Source organism: Streptomyces sp. Y309 (assembly GCF_056712025.1).
In genome coordinates, this window is sequence record NZ_CM160048.1 from 1,815,581 (window position 1) to 1,831,872 (window position 16,292).

Consider the following 16,292-nt stretch of genomic DNA (forward strand, 5'->3'; position numbering starts at 1 on the left):
GCTTGGCCGGCCAGGCAGTCGCCCGCCGAAGGAGCCCCGTGTCCCCTGCTCAGCCGATACCGGACATTCTCTCGCCCGAGTTCGCGGCCGATCCGTACCCCGTCTACCGCGCCATGCGGGAACACACCCCACTACTGTGGCATGAACCCACCAAAAGCTACATCATCTCGCGCTACGAGGACGTCGCCCGCGTCTTCAAGGACAAGGAGTCGCAGTTCACCACCGAGAACTACGACTGGCAAGTGGAGCCCGTGCACGGCCGTACGATCCTTCAGCTCAGCGGGCGTGAGCACGCGGTGCGCCGTGCCCTGGTCGCCCCGGCCTTCCGCGGAGCCGAGTTGCAGAACACCTTCCTGCCGGTCATCCGCCGCAACTCCGCGGAACTGATCGACGCCTTCCGCGACCGGGGCTCCGCGGACCTCGTCGCCGACTACGCCACCCGCTTCCCGGTGAACGTGATCGCCGACATGCTGGGCCTGGACAAGGCCGACCACGACCGCTTCCACGGCTGGTACACGACCGTCATCGCCTTCCTCGGCAACCTCACGGGCGACCCCGAGGTGACCGCGGCGGGCGAGCGGACCCGGGTGGAGTTCGCCGAGTACATGTTCCCGGTGATCGCCCGGCGCCGGGAGCACCCGGGCGACGACCTGCTGTCGACGCTGTGCGCCGCCGAGGTCGACGGGGTGCGGATGAGCGACGAGGACATCAAGGCGTTCTGCAGCCTGCTGCTCGCGGCGGGCGGCGAGACCACCGACAAGGCGATCGCCGGCATCTTCGCGAACCTGCTCACGCACCCCGAGCAGCTCGCCGCCGTCCGCGCGGACCGCTCCCTGATCGACCGGGCCTTCGCCGAGACCCTGCGCCACACCCCGCCGGTCCACATGATCATGCGTCAGACCGCCGCCGAGGTGGAGCTCGCGGGCGGCACCCTGCCGGCCGGGGCCACCGTCACCTGCCTCATCGGCTCGGCCAACCGGGACGGCGAGCGCTACGCCGACCCCGACCGCTTCGACATCTTCCGCGACGACCTGACGACCACCACCGCGTTCTCCGCGGCGGCGGACCATCTCGCGTTCGCCCTCGGCCGGCACTTCTGCGTGGGCGCGCTCCTCGCCCGCGCCGAGGTCGAGACGGGCGTCGGCCAACTCCTGGACGCCATGCCGGACCTGCGGCTCGCCGACGGATTCGTCCCCTCCGAACAGGGCGTGTTCACCCGGGGCCCGGCGACCCTGCCCGTGGTGTTCTCGCCCGTGCCGCGCTGAGCGCCACGGGCGTGAACACCATGGGCGCCACGGACGTCACTGGCGTCACTGCGCCACGGACGTCACTGCGCCACAGGCGTGAACTGGACCGGAAGCGCCGTCAGTCCGCGCATCCAGATGGACGGCCGCCAGGTCAGCTCGGCAGGGTCGACGGAGAGCACCAGGTCCGGCAGCCGCTCCAGGAGCGTCTCGACCGCCGTGCGGGCGATCACGTCGGCGAGCAGCGGCGCCGGGTAGGGGCAGCGGTGTTCGCCGTTGCTGAAGGACAGGTGCGCCGAGTTCTCCGAGCCCACCTGCGCGCCCGGCCAGATCTGCGGGTCGGCGTTGGCCGCGGCGAGGCCGAGGACCAGGCAGTCGCCCGCCCGGATGCGGCGCCCGCCGAGCTGGGTGTCGCGCGCCGCCCAGCGCCCGATGAAATTCTGCGTGGGCGTGTCCAGCCACAGCACCTCGTTGAGGGCCTGACTGACGCTCAGCCGGCCGCCGGAGACGTTCAGGGCGAAGCGTTCGTCGGTCAGGAGCAGCCGCAGCGTGTTGCAGATCCAGTTGGCCGTGGGCTGCTGGGCGGCGGCGATCACCGAGATCAGGTCCTGGACGATCTCCTCGTCGGACAGCCCCGCCGGGTGCTCCAGCATGCGCGACGTGACATCGGCTCCCGGGTTAGACCGCCGCTCCTCGACCAGGTGGTGGACGCGCTCGCCGACGCGGACGTACGCCGCCACCGGGTCGTCGCCCTCGGCCGCGTCGAGCGACATCCGCAGGTCCTCGACGAGGGCCTCGGTGTCGGCGGCGCCGGGCGGCATGCCGACCATGTGCACGGCGGCGCGCATGGCGAGCGGATGGGTGTAGGCACTCATCAGCTCGGCGTTGCCACGTCCTGCGAAGGACGCGATGAGCTGGTCGGCGATGAACGCGCACTCGCGGCCGAGCTCGAACTGGTCGACGCCCTCCAGGGCTTCGGTGATGACGCCCGCGCGACGGCGGTGCTCGGCGCCCTCGGTGAAGAGCACGGAGGGCTGGTACCCCACGAACGGCATCAGGGGCCAGTCGGCGGGGATGGTGTCCCACTGGTTCCAGCGCCGTGAGTCGCGGGCGAACAGCTCGTCGTGCGCGGTGACGTACGAGACCTCGGAGTAGCCGAGGACGAGCCAGGCGGGCACGCCGCCGTCGAGCAGCACGGGGGCGACGGAGCCATGCTTGCCGCGCAGGTCGCGGTAGAGGTCGAACGGCGTCTGCTGGTACTCCAGGCCGCTGAGGGGCACCGCGTCGGGGTGGGCGGCGTGGGCGGGGCAGCCGGGCGGCGGGGTGCTGGGCTGCTGCCCGGCCGCGGGTCCTGTCGCTTCGGTCATGCTGTCAGTTCCCGTTCCCGTGCCAGGTGGTGGAGGTGGTCGACGAGGGTGATCAGCACGTCCTTGCCGGACGAGCGGACCCGGGCGTCGCAGTCGATGAGGGGGACGTGGTCCGGCAGCGCGAGCGCCGCGCGTATCTCCTGCAGGGAGTGGCGCGCCGTGTCGTCCTCGAAGCGGTTCACGGCGACGACGAAGGGCGTGCCATGGTGTTCGAGGCGGTCGATGGCGTACCAGGAGTCGTCCATCCTGCGGGTGTCTACGAGGACGACGGCGCCGAGCGTCCCGGAGAAGAGGCGGTCCCACAGGAACCAGAAGCGTTTCTGGCCCGGCGCGCCGAACAGGTAGAGCACCAGGCGGTCGTTGAGGCTGATGCGGCCGAAGTCGAAGGCGACGGTGGTGGTGTTCTTGCCGGTCGACTCGGGCACGCGGTCGACTCCGGCGCCCGCCTGGGTCATCACCTCCTCGGTGTTGAGCGGCCGGATCTCGCTGACCGAGCGGACGAGGGTGGTCTTGCCGACGCCGAAGCCGCCCACCACGACGATCTTCAGGCCGGTTTCGGCCGTGTCCCGCAGCGGTGTCCGGGACGACGGCAGCTCAGAGGTTGCGGAGCCCATGGAGCACCTCCGTGAGAAGAGCGGAATCGGGCAGCGCGGCGGAGGCCGCCGCGCGGGGGTGACGAGGGGTGATGCGGCCGGTCGCCTGGAGGTCCTCCAGGAGGATGCGGACGACGGTGATGGGCAGCGAGAGCTCCGCCGCGATCTCGACGACGGCCGTCGGGTGCCGGCACAGTTCGAGGATGCGCCGGTGCTCGGACTGCTGGCCGACGGACGGCTCGCACTCGGCGACGATCAGCGTCACCAGGTCGAACGAGCTGCCGTCGGCGCGGCTGCGGCCCCCGGTGACCGTGTAGAGCCGGTCGGGGTCGCCCACGTCGACGGGCCGCCGCGTCACGACGCCGAACTCCCGGGGCTTCCCGGGGCCCCGGGGCTCCCGGCACCCTCGGCCCGCGGCTCGGCCCGCAGATGCTCACCGATCTGGGAGACGAGCTGGCCCATCTGGTGGCCGACCACACCGGGGTCGGCCTCCTCGTCGGCGATGACCGCCAGGTGCGCGCCCTCGCCGGCCTCCACGACGAACAGCAGCCCGCCGTGGAACTCGGTCATCGAGTGCCGTACGCCGCCCGACCCGTCGCCGAACTCCATGGACGCCCCCTGGGCGAGCGCCTGGATGCCGGAGCAGATCGCGGAGAGCTGATCGGCCTGGTCGAGGCCGAGTCCGGGACTCCAGCAGAGTTTCAGGCCGTCCCGGGACAGCACCAGGGCGTGCCGGGTGCCGGGAGTGCCGTCGAGGAGGCTGTCCAGAAGCCAGTTCAGGCTGTTGTCGGTGGTCTGCATAGTGATTCGGGGCGATCACCGGGTGCGCGAACGCCCGTGCCTCCCTTTCGGTTGCGGGGCGGGGGTGAGGGACGTCGGGTGGACTGAGGGCGCTACGTACGAGGCGTACGAGATGCGCGCGACGTACGAGATGCGCGCGACGCATGCGGTGTACGAGACGTACGCAGCCCGGGCGGGACGGCCGCGGAACGGACGGGGAGCGTTCACTCGGCTCACTCGGCCCGCTGCGGCGGCTCGTTCTCCTCGGCGGCCCGCCGGGAGCGGTGGAAGGCCCCGAACCGGGCACCGATGTCGCGCGGCGGAGGCGGCGTCCCGCCCGTGGTCGCGCCGTCCGCGCCGGGCGCGCCGTCCGCGCCGGAGGCATCACCCGCGGCGGCCTGGCGCTGCTGGAGTTCGGCGTGCGCGGCGGCCATCGTGCGGCCCGGCCGCCGCACCGGCAGCCCGCCCAGGGTGGCGCCCTTGCCATCGGTCCCGTCGGTCCCGCCGGCCCCGCCGGCCAGGGCGGTCCCTCGGCCATCGGTGCCGTCGGCCGTGCGCTCGCGCACGGGGCTGTGCTCGGGGCTGCGCTCAGGACTGTGCTCGCCCGTGTCGGCCGCCGGGGCGCTCTCCGGCTGCGGCTGCTGGGCGATGAGCTGCGGGGGCAGCAGGACGACGACGCCGGTGCCGCCGCGCGCGGAGGGGCGGTAGCTGACGCTGATGCCGTACTTCCGCGCGAGCCCGCCGACCACGGCGAGGCCGAGCCGGGTGCCCTGGAGCAGCGCGAGGTCGGTGGTCCGCCCGGACACCGACTCCTCGGCCCGGCGCAGCGCCGCCTCGGACATCCGCAGGCCGCTGTCCTCGATGGTGATGACGACGCCGGTGCGGGACTCCTCGACGTAGACGTGGACTTCGTCGGTGGGCGGCGAGAAGTTCGCGGCGTTGTCGGCGAGTTCGGCGAGCAGGTGCATCACGCCCTCGGCCGCGAAGCCGACGACGGCCACCCGGGTCGAGCAGTGCAGCCGCACCCGCTGGTAGGCGGCGATGCGGCCGACGGCGCCGCGCAGGATGGACTCCATCACGATGGGTTTGTTCCAGGCGCGGCTGGAGCGGCCGCCCATGAGGAGCGCGAGCCGGTCGGTCATGAGGCCGAGCTGCGAGGTGCTGTGGTCGAGCCGGAGCAGGTCGCCGAAGACCTCCTCGCCGTGCCGGTCCTGCATGTCGCGCAGGTCGGCCAGCATGCTCACGGACTTGGCCTGGACGCGGCTGAGGGCCTTGGCACTCGCGGCCTGCGCGGCGGCCGCGCGCCGCTCGCTGAGGGCGAGTTCGCGCACGGCGGCCTCGGTCAGCTCGCGCAGCGCGGGGTCGTCGGGCCGGCGCATGCCCGCGAGGACCCGGTCCACGGAGGCGCCGCCGCGCAGGGTGGCGACCACGTCCGGGAGGGTCTCGGCGGCAAGGAGCCGTACGTCGCCGGAGACGCGGGCCAGGTCGTCGGCGGCGCGCCGCTCGGCCGCGGCGGCGGTGGCCGCGCGCTGCTCCGCGTCGGCCAGCGCGGTCACGCACACGCGCAGCAGCTCGCGCTGGGAGGGCAGGGCGGGCGGCCGGGTCTGCCGCAGCACGTCGTCGGGTGCGGTGCCCGCGCGGACCAGGCGCGCCACCGCGGGCAGGGTCACCTGGGCCAGGCCCATGTCCTCGGCGGTGCGGTGGTCCAACTGGCCGCGTACGTCGAGCAGTTCGCCCTCGGCGTCGGCGACCCGTGCCCGCAGTCTGCCCGCCGTCGTGAGTGCGACGCAGACCGCGACGGTCAGCAGCACCCAGCCCCCGGCCGCGGTCGCGGCCACCCAGCCGCGCGCCGCGGCGGGCGCGAGCGCGGCGACGGCGGCGCCCGCTACGGCCGCGGCGGCGAGGAGGCACACGGGCAGCGTGTAGGCCGTTCGCCGGGTGCTCGGGGTGCGGTCCGGACGGCGATCGGCGGGCTGTGTCATTCCGGTCCCTCGGGGTCGGCACGGGGGCGCGGGCCGTCCGGCCCGCCCTCAACTGGTGCCGCCGCGAGGGAAGTCCGCCCTGTGGCGCTGTCTTCCGACGGCACTTGTGGTGGTCATGCTAGCCACAAGATCGCACAGTGGAAGCGAGCATTCAGCAACGGGGGGTCACTGATCGTCCGCTCACCCGCGCGTGAACTTCTTCCAGGCCGTCGTCGCGATCTGCCCGGTGCTGCCGAGGTCGACGCCGCCGTCCGGCGTGATGATCCGGGCGGGGGCGCCCGGGGACGCGACGACCCGCAGGTGAGGGGCGTTGACGGCGGGGTTGCTCGTGTCGGTGTAGGTGTTGCGCCACACCACGGACGCCGTCGCCGACTGGCGGGGCGCGAGCGCGACGGGGTGCGGCCCGGGGTCGCGCATGCCGCTGGTGACGCGGTCCGTGCCCTTGAGGCTGCGTACGTCGAGGGGTTCATGGTCGGCGTCGAGCACCCGCAGGTCCGGGTAGCCGTCGAGACGGTAGGTGCCGGTGCCGCAGTGCGTCAGCGTCACCGTCATCGCGCGCAGCCCCATCGCCGCCTCGACGGGGCCCGGTTCGACCAGGAGCCCCTTCTCCCCCCGGCAGTCACGGGTCGCCTCGGCCGGCCGCTCCGGCACGGCCAGATCTCCGTAGTACGGCCCGTCCGAGGCATCGGGGGGCAGGGCGTCCGGGGTGACGCCGTGCGAGGGGGCCGGGCCGGTGCCGGACGGCGTCGGCCCGGAGTCGGTCGGGGGCCGTCCGTCCTGACTCGCCACGCGGGTCGCGGCCCCGCCCGCCCCGTCCCGGCCGGAGTCCGCCGACTGCCCGCAGCCGGCGGCGAGTATCGCGAGGGCAAAGAGGGCGGCGGCACGGCGGTACGAGAGGTGAGTCACGCGCGGATCATGTCACGCGGGGTCCCTGCAGCGACCGCCAAGGGGGGAGAATAAGCCCGTCCGGCGATTGAGGACGAGCCGCGAAGCGGCGATCAGGGGCCACCCCGGCCGGGACCAGGTGAGACCGCCGGCGGGAAGGTCGGCCTCGACCACCTGGGCGGCCATCGCGGCGCGACTCACGAGGAGCCCCGCGCCTGCACCAGACCCGACTCGTAGGCGAACACCACCAGTTGGGCCCGGTCGCGCGCGCCCAGCTTGGTCATGGCCCGGCTCACATGGGTCTTCGCCGTGAACGGGCTGATGACCATGTGCGCCGCGATCTCCTCGTTGGTCAGGCCACGGGCCGCGAGGGCCGTCACCTCGCGTTCGCGGGGCGTGAGGCCCTCCATGCCGGGCGGCGTCGCCCGGTCCGGGGGCCGGGCCACGAACTCGCCGATGAGGCGGCGGGTCACGGACGGCGAGAGCAGCGCGTCCCCGCGGGCGACGACCTCGATGGCCTGCAGCAGGTCCGCGGGTTCGGTGTCCTTGAGCAGGAAGCCGCTGGCCCCGGCGCGCAGCGCCTCGAAGACGTAGCTGTCCAGGCCGTAGTTGGTGAGGATGACGACGCGTACGGCCGCGAGGCACGGGTCGGCGGCGATGCGGCGCGTGGCCTCGATGCCCGACAGGACCGGCATCTGTACGTCGACGAGCGCGACGTCGGGCACGCACTCCCGGACCAGCGCCACTCCCTGTTCCCCGTCCGCGGCCTCCCCCACCACCTCGATGCCGTCCTCGGCGTCGAGGAGCGCCCGGAAACCGGCCCGCATCAGGGCCTGATCGTCGACCAGCACGACCCGGATCACCCCGGCATCTCCGACGGCTGCGCCACCGGGAGTTCCACCGGCAGTTCCACCGGCAGCTCGGCCCGCACCGAGAACCCGCCCTCGTCCCGAGCCCCCGCCCGCAGGGCGCCGCCGAGCGCCTCGACCCGCTCGCGCATCCCGGTGAGGCCGACGCCGGGCGCGACCGGCCGTCCCGGGCGCGCGGCCCCGTCGTCGTCCACCCGCACCACCACCTGCCGTTCCCCGTAGTCGAGATGGACGCCGACGGACGCCGCGCCGGCCGCGTGCCGGGCGGCGTTGGTGAGGCACTCCTGGACGATGCGGTAGACCCCGAGCTCCAGGGCCGACGGCAGCGCCCGCTCCCGTCCGGTGACTGTCAGCTCGACGGGCAGCCCGGCCGACCGGGCGCGCTCGACGAGCAGGGCGGGGCTGCCGGTGGGCGCGTCGGTGCGCAACACCTCCAGGGTGGCCCGCAGTTCGCGCATGGCTTCTCCGCTCGCCTCCTGGATGGCGAGCAGCGCGGGCGGCACGTCCTCGCCGCGCTTGCGCGCCAGGTGCACGGCGACACCGGCCTGCAGCTTGACGATGGAGATGCTGTGGGTGAGCGAGTCGTGCAGTTCGCGGGCGATCCGCAGGCGTTCCTCACCGGCCCGGCGCAGCGCCGCCTCCTCCCGGGTCCGCTCGGCTTGAAGGGCGCGCTCCTCGGTCTGGCGCAGATAGGCCTGCCAGGTCCTGCCCGCGACGCCCATCGCGGCGGCGCATACGAACCAGCCGGTGAGCAGCAGGGTCCGCTCGACGGCGCCGTCCCGGCCGGGGTCGGCGGCGAAGAACGCGCCGAGGAAGGCCAGTCCCAGGCCCGCGCCAAGGAGACGTTGCCGTCCGTGGGCGGCCACGTGCACCGCGCCGAGCACGGGGAACGCCGCCGCCGTGATCGGCTCGGTGTGCAGCACGAAGGCGGCCATGCAGCCCGTCGTGACGGCGAGGACGACACGGGGCGCGCTCTGGTACGCGGCCAGCGCGAGGGAGCCGACGGCGACCAGGGCGTAGTCGACGGCGTCCGCCCCGCCCTCGTACGCCGTCGCGACCATGACGACGACGGCGACGGCCACGGCGAGCCCGGCGACCACGAGGCGCGCCTTCGGGTCCTGCATGTGGTCGTGGTCGTGGCCGTCGAACACCGGCCGCCGTCCGGCGGCGCCGCGCTGCTTCACCTGTTCCCCCTGCATGCCCGCACCCTAAGCGCCGGTACGGGCGACGGCGTCCACCGGGCGGACCGTTCCCGGGCTACTCCCGGGGTAGTAGATCCGCGGCCGTCCGGCCCCGGCGCCGTAGCCACGACTGCCTTCGCCGGTACGACGACCGCGGGGCCCGCGCGCGGACACCATCGGCACCACGAACCACGGCGTCCCCGACGACGCCCCACCGGTGAAGGAGCCGCCATGACCACGCACGCCCGCCCCGAAGCCCGGCCCGCCGCTCACCCCAACGCCCGCCAGGAAGCCATCTGGAACGGCCCCGTCGGCCGGCACTGGGCCGCGCAGCAGGACCGCTACGACGCCATGAGCGGTGACCTCAACGACCATCTGTTCGCGGCCGCGGCGATCGCTGACGGGGACCGCGTCCTGGACATCGGCTGCGGCGCGGGCACGGTCACGCGGATCGCGGCCAGGCTCGCCGGCGGCGGCCGCGCGGTCGGCGTGGACATCTCCGCGCCGCTCCTGGACCGGGCCCGTGCCCGCACCGCCGCCGAATGCGTCGCGAACGTCTCGTACGAACTGGGCGACGCCCAGACCCACTCCTTCCCCGCGGGCGGCTACGACGTGGCGATCAGCCGGGGCGGCGTGATGTTCTTCGCCGACCACGCGGCGGCGTTCGGCAACGTGGCCCGCGCGCTGCGTCCCGGCGGGCGTCTGGTGTTCGTCAGTCCGCAGCCGGCGAGCCCCGACATCGAGGAGTCCCGCGCGCTCGGCACGCTGGCGAAGCTCCTCGGCGAGCAGGGCGCCACCGCGTCGCCCGACTCCACCGACGCCCGCGCCGCGATGGCCTCCCTCAGCGAGCCCGGCCGCATCCGCGCCGCCCTCGCCGCCTACACGGACGTGGCCGTGACGTCCCTGACCATCGAGACGTACTGGGGCAAGGACCCGGCCGACGCCGTCCGCTTCCTGCTCTCCCGCACCCCGGACGCGTCCGTGCCGCGGGTCACCCGCAAGGCCATGGAGGACGTGCTCACGCCCTACGCGGGCGGGCGCGGGGTGCGGATGAAGGCGCGGGTGTGGCTGGTGACGGCGACGCGCCCGAGCTGAGCCGCAGCCTTCGCGACCACCGCGCCCGAGCTGAGCCGAAGCTGCCTTCGCGGCCACCGCGACCGCCGCCCCGGCCCCGCAGCCGCTACTCCCTGCGCGACCACATGAGCCCCAGATACACCACGAACGCGGCCCCCAGCCCCACGGCCCATCCGTAGTCCGCGAGCGGCTCGAGGAAGGGGATCAGGCCGTCCCGGGGGAACGGCCCTTCCCCCGGGTCCGAGTGCGAGCCGCCGACGGCGAGCATGCCGCCCACGGCGAAGGCCGCCACGGCTCGCCAGTTCCAGCCGCCCGTGTACCAGTACCGCCCCTCGGGCCGGTAGAGGTCGGCCAGGTCGAGGGAGGTGCGCCGTACCACCCAGTAGTCGGCGATGAGGATCCCGGCGACGGTGCCGAGCAGCCCGCCGACCACACCGAGCCACACGAAGATGTACAGCTCGGGCGTCTCGATCAGCTTCCAGGGGAAGATGAGGACGCCCACGACGCCCGTGATCAGCGCGCCCGTACGGAAGTTGATCAGCCGTGGCGCGAGGTTCGCGAGGTCGTACGCGGGCGAGACCACGTTCGCCGCGATGTTCACGGACACCGTCGCGACGAGCACCGTCACCAGCGCGAACAGCAGCCCGAAGACGTTGTCCGCCTTGGCGGCGAGCTCCACCGGCTCCCAGATGGGCTTGCCGTACACCGCCTGCGAGCCGGAGGTGACGAGGACGGAGAGCAGCGCGAAGGCCGTCATCGTGGTCGGCAGGCCGAGGGTCTGGCCCCATACCTGGGCCCGCTGGCCCTTGCCGAAGCGGGTGAAGTCCGGAATGTTCAGGGACAGCGTGGACCAGAAGCCGATCATGCCCATGAGGGCGGGGAAGAAGACCGGCCAGAAGTCGGCGCCCCAGCCGAGCTCGGACGGCTGGTCGAGCAGCGGGCCGAGCCCGCCCGCCTTGTCGGAGATCCACACCAGCAGCACGACGGCGCCGACGAGCACGAAGGGCGCCGCCCAGTTCTCGAACCGCCGCAGCGTCTCCATGCCCCGGTGGATGATGGCGAGTTGCAGCCCCCAGAAGGCCACGAAGCACAGCCACAGCGTCCACGGGTAGCCGCCGATGTGTGAGGCGTCGGCCCAGGCGCCGCCGAAGACCTCGTTCAGCAGGACGAAGATGCCCTGCCCGCCGATCCACGTCTGGATGCCGAACCAGCCGCAGGCGACGGCGGCGCGGATCAGCGCGGGCAGGTTCGCGCCGCGCAGCCCGAAGGAGGCGCGCGCGAGCACCGGGAAGGGGATGCCGTACTTGGGGCCCGCGTGCCCGGTGAGCAGCATCGGGAGGAGCACGACCACATTGGCGAGCGCGATGGTGAAGACGGCCTGCTTCCAGTCCATGCCGAGCGCGACCAGGCCGGAGGCGAGCGTCCAGGACGGGATGTTGTGGGCCATGCCGACCCACAGGGCGGCGAAGTTGTAGGTGGTCCAGTGGCGTTCGGCGAGCGGGATCGGCTTGAGGTCGTCGTTGGCGAAGCGGCTGTCGTGGGGGTAGGCGCCGGGTATCAGCTCGACGCGGCCGTCGTCGGCCGCCCGCTGCGTGGGCGCGACGGCGGGCGGCCCGGAGGGGACGGTGTCGGTCATGGGCTGGTCAGGGTGGGGATGACCTCCGCGCCGTACGCGTCGATGACTGCCTCCCGCGCGTCGTGCATGGCGTACAGCGCGAACTGGTCCACGCCGAGCTCCTGCAGCGCCCGCAGCTTGTCGATGTGCGCGGCGGCCGGGCCGAGCAGGCAGAACCGGTCGACGATCTCGTCGGGCACGAAGGCGGTGTCGGGGTTGCCGGTGCGTCCGTGGTGGCTGTAGTCGTAGCCCTCGCGTTCCTTGATGTACGCGGTGAGCGCCTCGGGGACCATCGAGGAGTGCTCGCCGTACTTGGAGACGAGGTCGGCGACGTGGTTGCCGACCATGCCGCCGAACCACCGGCACTGCTCGCGCGCGTGGTCCAGGTCGGCGCTCACGTACGCGGGCGCGGCCACGCAGATCTTGACGTCCGCCGGATCACGTCCGGCCGCGGCGGCGGCGTCACGGACCGCCTTGACCATCCACTCCGTCAGGTACAGGTCGGCGAGCTGGAGGATGAAGCCGTCCGCCTTCTGCCCGGCGAGCGCGAGCGCCTTGGGGCCGTACGCCGCCATCCACACCGGCAATTTGCCGTCCCGCACCCACGGGATGCGCAGCCGCCGGCCCTCTATGTCGGCCTCCCGGCCCTCGGCGAGGTCGCGGATCACGTCGATCGACTCGCCGAGCCGGGCGAGGGTGTTGGGGTTGCGGCCCGCGACACGCATCGCGGAGTCGCCGCGGCCGATGCCGCACACGGTGCGGTTGCCGAACATGTCGTTGAGGGTCGCGAAGGTGGAGGCGGTGACCTCCCAGGTGCGGGTGCCCGGATTGGTCACCATCGGGCCCACGGTCAGCTGTTCGGTGTGCTCCAGGATCTGGCTGTAGATCACGAACGGCTCCTGCCACAGGACCGACGAGTCGAAGGTCCAGCCGTAGCGGAAGCCGCTTTGCTCCGCGCGTCGCATCAGGCCGACCACTTCGGACGCGGGCGGGTCGGTCTGCAGGACGAGTCCGAAATCCACGGGGAAGCCTCCTAGTTCAGGTACTGACAGGTCGCGCGGGGCGTGTAGACGCCGTGTCCGGCGTGACCGATGAACTCCCGTCCTTCGACGACCGGTTCGCCGCGGGAGAGGACGGTCTCGACGCGGCCGGTGACCTGCTTTCCTTCGTACGCCGAGTAGTCGACGTTCATGTGGTGGGTCTCGGCGGAGATGACCTGCGTCGCGGCGGGGTCGTAGACGACGACGTCCGCGTCGGCGCCGGGCGCGATGGTGCCCTTCTTCGGGTAGAGGCCGAACATGCGGGCCGGGGTGGCGCAGGCGATCTCGATCCAGCGGCGGCGGCTGATGTGTCCGTCGACGACGGCCTGGTGGAGCAGGTCCATGCGGTTCTCGACGCCGGGCAGGCCGTTGGGGATCTTCGAGAAGTCGCCGCGGCCCAGCTCCTTCTGGCCGGTGAAGCAGAACGGGCAGTGGTCCGTGGAGACCACCTGGAGGTCGTTGGTCCTGAGGCCCCGCCACAGGGCGGCCTGGTGCTCGCGGGGCCTGAGCGGTGTGGAGCAGACGTACTTGGCGCCCTCGAAGTCCGGCTCGGCGAGGTTGTCCGTGGACAGGAACAGATACTGCGGGCAGGTCTCGCCGAAGACGGGAAGGCCCTTGTCCCGCGCGGCCACCAGCTCCGCGACGGCCTCCTCCGCCGAGACGTGCACGACGTACAGCGGCGCGCCCGCGACCTGCGCGAGCCGGATCGCGCGGTGCGTGGCCTCGGCTTCGAGCAGCGCCTTCCTGACCTCGCCGTGGTAACGGGGATCGGTCTCGCCGCGCTTGAGGGCCTGCTCGACGAGGACGTCGATCGCGATGCCGTTCTCCGCGTGCATCATGATCAGGCCGCCGTTGGCCGAGGAGCGCTGCATGGCGCGCAGGATCTGCCCGTCGTCGCTGTAGAAGACGCCGGGGTAGGCCATGAAGAGCTTGAAGGAGGTGATGCCCTCCTCGACGAGCAGGTCCATCTCCTTGAGCGTGCGGTCGTTCACGTCGGAGACGATCATGTGGAAGGCGTAGTCGATCGCGCACTTCCCGTCCGCCTTCGCGTAGTAGGCGTCCAGGCCCTCACGCAGGGAGTGCCCGGCGGACTGGACGGCGAAGTCGACGATGGTGGTGGTGCCGCCCCAGGCCGCCGCCCGGGTGCCGGTCTCGAAGTCGTCGGACGAGAAGGTCCCGCCGAACGGGAACTCCATGTGCGTGTGCGCGTCGACGCCGCCCGGGACGACGTACTTGTCGCTCGCGTCGATGACGCGGTCCGCGGTCCAGGCCGCGGCGGCCTCGGTGCCGCGCGCGGCGAGCGCCGCGATCCGGCCGTCCTCGATCAGCACGTCGGCGTGCAGTTCCTCGGCGGCGGTGACGACGAGTCCGCCGCGGATCAGGGTGCGGGTACTCATGGTGATGCGCTCCCTACGTGATACGTACGTGCATACGTCGCTACGACGGCGCTTGCGGCCGTGAACTAGGCGTTCTGCAGGGCGCGTTCGAGGATCGCGGCGCCCTCCTCCGCCTCCGCGACCGTCAGCGAGAGCGGCGGCGCGATACGCAGCACGCTGGTGTCGTGCCCGCCGCCCGTGCCGACCAGGAGGCCGCCCTCGCGGGCGGCTTCGAGGACGGCGGCGGCCGCCTTCGGGTTCGCCTCGTCGGTGCCGGTCCTGACGAGTTCGATGCCGATCATCAGGCCGCGGCCGCGCACTTCGCGTACGGCGGGCAGGTGCGCGCAGATGGCCCGCAGCCGCTCGATGAGCAGCCCGCCGACGCGCCGGGCGTTGCCCTGAAGATCGTGTTCCAGGAGGTACGTGAGGTTGGCGAGCCCGGCGGCCATCGTGACCGGGGAGCCGCCGAACGTCGAAATGGAGTTGGCGTCCAGGCAGTTCATGATCTCGGCGCGGCCGACGACACCGCCGATGGACATGCCGTTGCCGATGCCCTTGGCGAAGGTGAGCAGGTCGGGCGGGCCGGAGGAGGCGTGCGCCTGCCAGCCCCAGAAGTGGTCGCCGGTGCGGCCCCAGCCGGTCTGCACCTCGTCGGCGATCCACAGGATGCCGTGTTCGGCGAGGACGTCGCGGAAGGCGGCGTACAGGCCGTCGGGCGGCGAGGTGAAGCCGCCGACGCCCTGGATCGGCTCGGCGACGAGCGCCGCGGCCCCGCGCGTCTGGCCCAGCATGTCCCGCAGGTCCGCGACGCACGCGTCGATGAACTCGGCGTCGCTCAGGGCCGCGTAGGGCCCGCGGGTGCGGACACCCCCGTGGACGTACAGCGTCTGCAACGGCGACAGGCTCGTGGGCGACCAGCTCTTGTTGCCGGTGATGCCGACGGTGCTGAAGGAGCGGCCGTGGTAGCTGTTGCGCATCGCCAGGATCTGGTTCGAGCCGCGGTGGGCGGTGGCGAGGAGCAGCGCCGCGTCGTTCGCCTCCGTGCCCGACGTCGTGAAGAACACGCGCGCGTCCGGGATGCCGGACAGCGCGGCGACGCGCTCGGCGAGGTCGACCATGGGGCGGTTCAGGTAGAGCGTCGAGCTGTGGATGATCCGGCCGGCCTGCTCCGCGACGGCCTTGGTGACGTCGGGCAGCGCGTGCGCGGTCATGGTGGTGAGGATGCCGCCGAAGAAGTCGAGATAGCGCCGGCCCGCGGCGTCCCAGACGTGGCGGCCCTCGCCGTGGGTGAGTTCGAGCGGCTCGTCGTAGTACAGCGCGAGCCAGTCCGGCAGCACGGCCCGGTGCCGGGTGTAGAGGTCCTTCACGGGTTGACCAGCCCTTCGTACGCGTCCGGGCGGCGGTCCCGGTAGAACGCCCACTGTTCGCGGACCTCGTCGATCAGGTCGAAGTCCAGGTCGCGCACGACGAGTTCCTCCGCCTTGTCGCTCGCCGTCTCGCCGACGAACTGCCCGCGCGGGTCCACGAAGTAACTCGTGCCGTAGAAGTCGTTGTCGCCGTATTCCTCCTGGCCGACGCGGTTGATCGCCGCGATGAAGTACTCGTTGGCGACGGCGGCCGCGGGCTGTTCCAGTTGCCACAGGTAGGCGGACAGGCCGCGGGAGGTGGCCGAGGGGTTGTAGACGAGCTGGGCGCCGTTGAGCCCCAACTGCCGCCAGCCCTCGGGGAAGTGGCGGTCGTAGCAGATGTAGACGCCGACGCGGCCGACGGCGGTGTCGAAGACGGGCCAGCCCGCGTTGCCCGGACGGAAGTAGAACTTCTCCCAGAATCCCTTGACTTGGGGGATGTGGTGCTTGCGATATTTGCCGAGGTAGCTGCCGTCGGCGTCGACGACGGCAGCGGTGTTGTAGTAGAAGCCGGACTGCTCGACCTCGAAGACGGGCACGACGATCACCATGCCGGTCTCGCGCGCGAGGTCCTGCATGCGGCGCACCGTCGGCCCGTCCGGGACCGGCTCCGCCCAGCGGTAGTGCTCCTTCTCCTGGACCTGGCAGAAGTAGGGGGCATTGAAGACCTCTTGGAAACCGATGACCTTGGCGCCCTGCCGGGCGGCCTCGCGGGCGTGTTCCTCATGCTTGGCGATCATGGATTCGGTGTCGCCGGTCCAGGTCGCCTGGACGAGTGCGGCGCGTACGACGTTGGCCATGAGCTGCTCCTTCGACAGGACGTCAGAGAGCCTCTACGCCCGTAGACTTCGTGCGTAGACAGACGAACGTAAGCCCCATC

The 16,292-nt window shown here is 72.4% G+C and carries 15 protein-coding genes; 2 read left to right on the top strand and 13 right to left on the bottom strand.

Annotated elements, in window-relative coordinates; genetic code table 11:
* The first annotated feature begins 38 nt into the window (after positions 1-38).
* Positions 39-1,265 (top strand): cytochrome P450, encoded by a 1,227-nt coding sequence (locus tag AC0KTA_RS06510; RefSeq protein WP_481054149.1) that lies wholly within the window; start codon positions 39-41, stop codon positions 1,263-1,265.
* Positions 1,266-1,327: 62 nt separating this feature from the next.
* On the opposite strand, the gene AC0KTA_RS06515 is transcribed toward AC0KTA_RS06510, so the two are convergent.
* From AC0KTA_RS06515 to AC0KTA_RS06550, 8 genes are all read right to left on the bottom strand, one after another.
* Entirely contained in the window at positions 1,328-2,611 is a 1,284-nt protein-coding gene (locus tag AC0KTA_RS06515; protein WP_481054150.1) for a cytochrome P450, read from the bottom strand.
* A complete protein-coding gene (locus AC0KTA_RS06520) occupies positions 2,608-3,225 on the bottom strand; it encodes a GTP-binding protein (protein ID WP_481054151.1) in 618 nt (205 codons plus the stop codon). Before AC0KTA_RS06520 ends, AC0KTA_RS06515 begins: the two co-directional genes overlap by 4 nt.
* Entirely contained in the window at positions 3,206-3,562 is a 357-nt protein-coding gene (locus AC0KTA_RS06525) for a DUF742 domain-containing protein (protein ID WP_481054152.1), read from the bottom strand. The genes AC0KTA_RS06520 and AC0KTA_RS06525 overlap by 20 nt, the downstream gene beginning before the upstream one ends.
* Complete coding sequence (locus AC0KTA_RS06530) at positions 3,559-4,005, bottom strand: roadblock/LC7 domain-containing protein (protein ID WP_481054153.1); 447 nt, start codon at positions 4,003-4,005, stop codon at positions 3,559-3,561. Before AC0KTA_RS06530 ends, AC0KTA_RS06525 begins: the two co-directional genes overlap by 4 nt.
* 212 nt (positions 4,006-4,217) lie before the next feature.
* A complete protein-coding gene (locus tag AC0KTA_RS06535; protein ID WP_481054154.1) occupies positions 4,218-5,966 on the bottom strand; it encodes a sensor histidine kinase in 1,749 nt (582 codons plus the stop codon).
* A gap of 180 nt (positions 5,967-6,146) precedes the next feature.
* The gene (locus AC0KTA_RS06540; protein WP_481054155.1) at positions 6,147-6,872 is read right to left on the bottom strand and encodes a DUF4232 domain-containing protein; all 726 of its coding nucleotides are present in this window, start codon (positions 6,870-6,872) and stop codon (positions 6,147-6,149) included.
* A 176-nt stretch (positions 6,873-7,048) separates the two neighbouring features.
* Positions 7,049-7,714, bottom strand: coding sequence for a response regulator (locus AC0KTA_RS06545; RefSeq protein WP_481054156.1), 666 nt, complete (start codon positions 7,712-7,714; stop codon positions 7,049-7,051).
* Complete coding sequence (locus AC0KTA_RS06550) at positions 7,711-8,844, bottom strand: sensor histidine kinase (protein WP_481056330.1); 1,134 nt, start codon at positions 8,842-8,844, stop codon at positions 7,711-7,713. Before AC0KTA_RS06550 ends, AC0KTA_RS06545 begins: the two co-directional genes overlap by 4 nt.
* A gap of 288 nt (positions 8,845-9,132) precedes the next feature.
* On the opposite strand from AC0KTA_RS06550, the gene AC0KTA_RS06555 reads away from it, so the two are divergent.
* Positions 9,133-9,996, top strand: a complete 864-nt coding sequence (locus AC0KTA_RS06555) for a class I SAM-dependent methyltransferase (RefSeq protein ID WP_481054157.1) — start codon at positions 9,133-9,135, stop codon at positions 9,994-9,996.
* Between the two features lie 85 nt (positions 9,997-10,081).
* On the opposite strand, the gene AC0KTA_RS06560 is transcribed toward AC0KTA_RS06555, so the two are convergent.
* The 5 genes from AC0KTA_RS06560 to AC0KTA_RS06580 form a co-directional block, all read right to left on the bottom strand.
* Positions 10,082-11,611 carry an NCS1 family nucleobase:cation symporter-1 gene (locus AC0KTA_RS06560; protein WP_481054158.1) on the bottom strand — a complete coding sequence of 510 codons (1,530 nt, stop codon included), beginning with the start codon at positions 11,609-11,611 and terminating at the stop codon, positions 10,082-10,084.
* A complete protein-coding gene (locus AC0KTA_RS06565) occupies positions 11,608-12,612 on the bottom strand; it encodes a TIGR03842 family LLM class F420-dependent oxidoreductase (protein WP_481054159.1) in 1,005 nt (334 codons plus the stop codon). Before AC0KTA_RS06565 ends, AC0KTA_RS06560 begins: the two co-directional genes overlap by 4 nt.
* A gap of 11 nt (positions 12,613-12,623) precedes the next feature.
* Positions 12,624-14,027: a dihydropyrimidinase gene (gene hydA, locus AC0KTA_RS06570; protein ID WP_481054160.1), complete on the bottom strand. Its 1,404-nt coding sequence runs from the start codon at positions 14,025-14,027 to the stop codon at positions 12,624-12,626.
* 65 nt (positions 14,028-14,092) lie between these two features.
* On the bottom strand, positions 14,093-15,373 hold the full coding sequence (locus AC0KTA_RS06575; RefSeq protein WP_481054161.1) for an aspartate aminotransferase family protein: 1,281 nt from the start codon (positions 15,371-15,373) through the stop codon (positions 14,093-14,095).
* Complete coding sequence (locus AC0KTA_RS06580) at positions 15,370-16,212, bottom strand: nitrilase-related carbon-nitrogen hydrolase (protein ID WP_481054162.1); 843 nt, start codon at positions 16,210-16,212, stop codon at positions 15,370-15,372. The genes AC0KTA_RS06575 and AC0KTA_RS06580 overlap by 4 nt, the downstream gene beginning before the upstream one ends.
* Positions 16,213-16,292 lie beyond the last annotated feature (80 nt).

Excerpts from the sequence above, each read along its gene's own strand:
- AC0KTA_RS06555 (WP_481054157.1), top strand. The coding sequence starts at position 9,133 with ATGACCACGCACGCCCGCCCCGAAGCCCGGCCCGCCGCTCACCCCAAC.
- AC0KTA_RS06580 (WP_481054162.1), bottom strand. The coding sequence starts at position 16,212 with ATGGCCAACGTCGTACGCGCCGCACTCGTCCAGGCGACCTGGACCGGC.
- AC0KTA_RS06515 (WP_481054150.1), bottom strand. The coding sequence starts at position 2,611 with ATGACCGAAGCGACAGGACCCGCGGCCGGGCAGCAGCCCAGCACCCCG.
- AC0KTA_RS06535 (WP_481054154.1), bottom strand. The coding sequence starts at position 5,966 with ATGACACAGCCCGCCGATCGCCGTCCGGACCGCACCCCGAGCACCCGG.
- AC0KTA_RS06560 (WP_481054158.1), bottom strand. The coding sequence starts at position 11,611 with ATGACCGACACCGTCCCCTCCGGGCCGCCCGCCGTCGCGCCCACGCAG.
- AC0KTA_RS06530 (WP_481054153.1), bottom strand. The coding sequence starts at position 4,005 with ATGCAGACCACCGACAACAGCCTGAACTGGCTTCTGGACAGCCTCCTC.
- hydA (WP_481054160.1), bottom strand. The coding sequence starts at position 14,027 with ATGAGTACCCGCACCCTGATCCGCGGCGGACTCGTCGTCACCGCCGCC.
- AC0KTA_RS06550 (WP_481056330.1), bottom strand. The coding sequence starts at position 8,844 with ATGCAGGACCCGAAGGCGCGCCTCGTGGTCGCCGGGCTCGCCGTGGCC.
- AC0KTA_RS06520 (WP_481054151.1), bottom strand. The coding sequence starts at position 3,225 with ATGGGCTCCGCAACCTCTGAGCTGCCGTCGTCCCGGACACCGCTGCGG.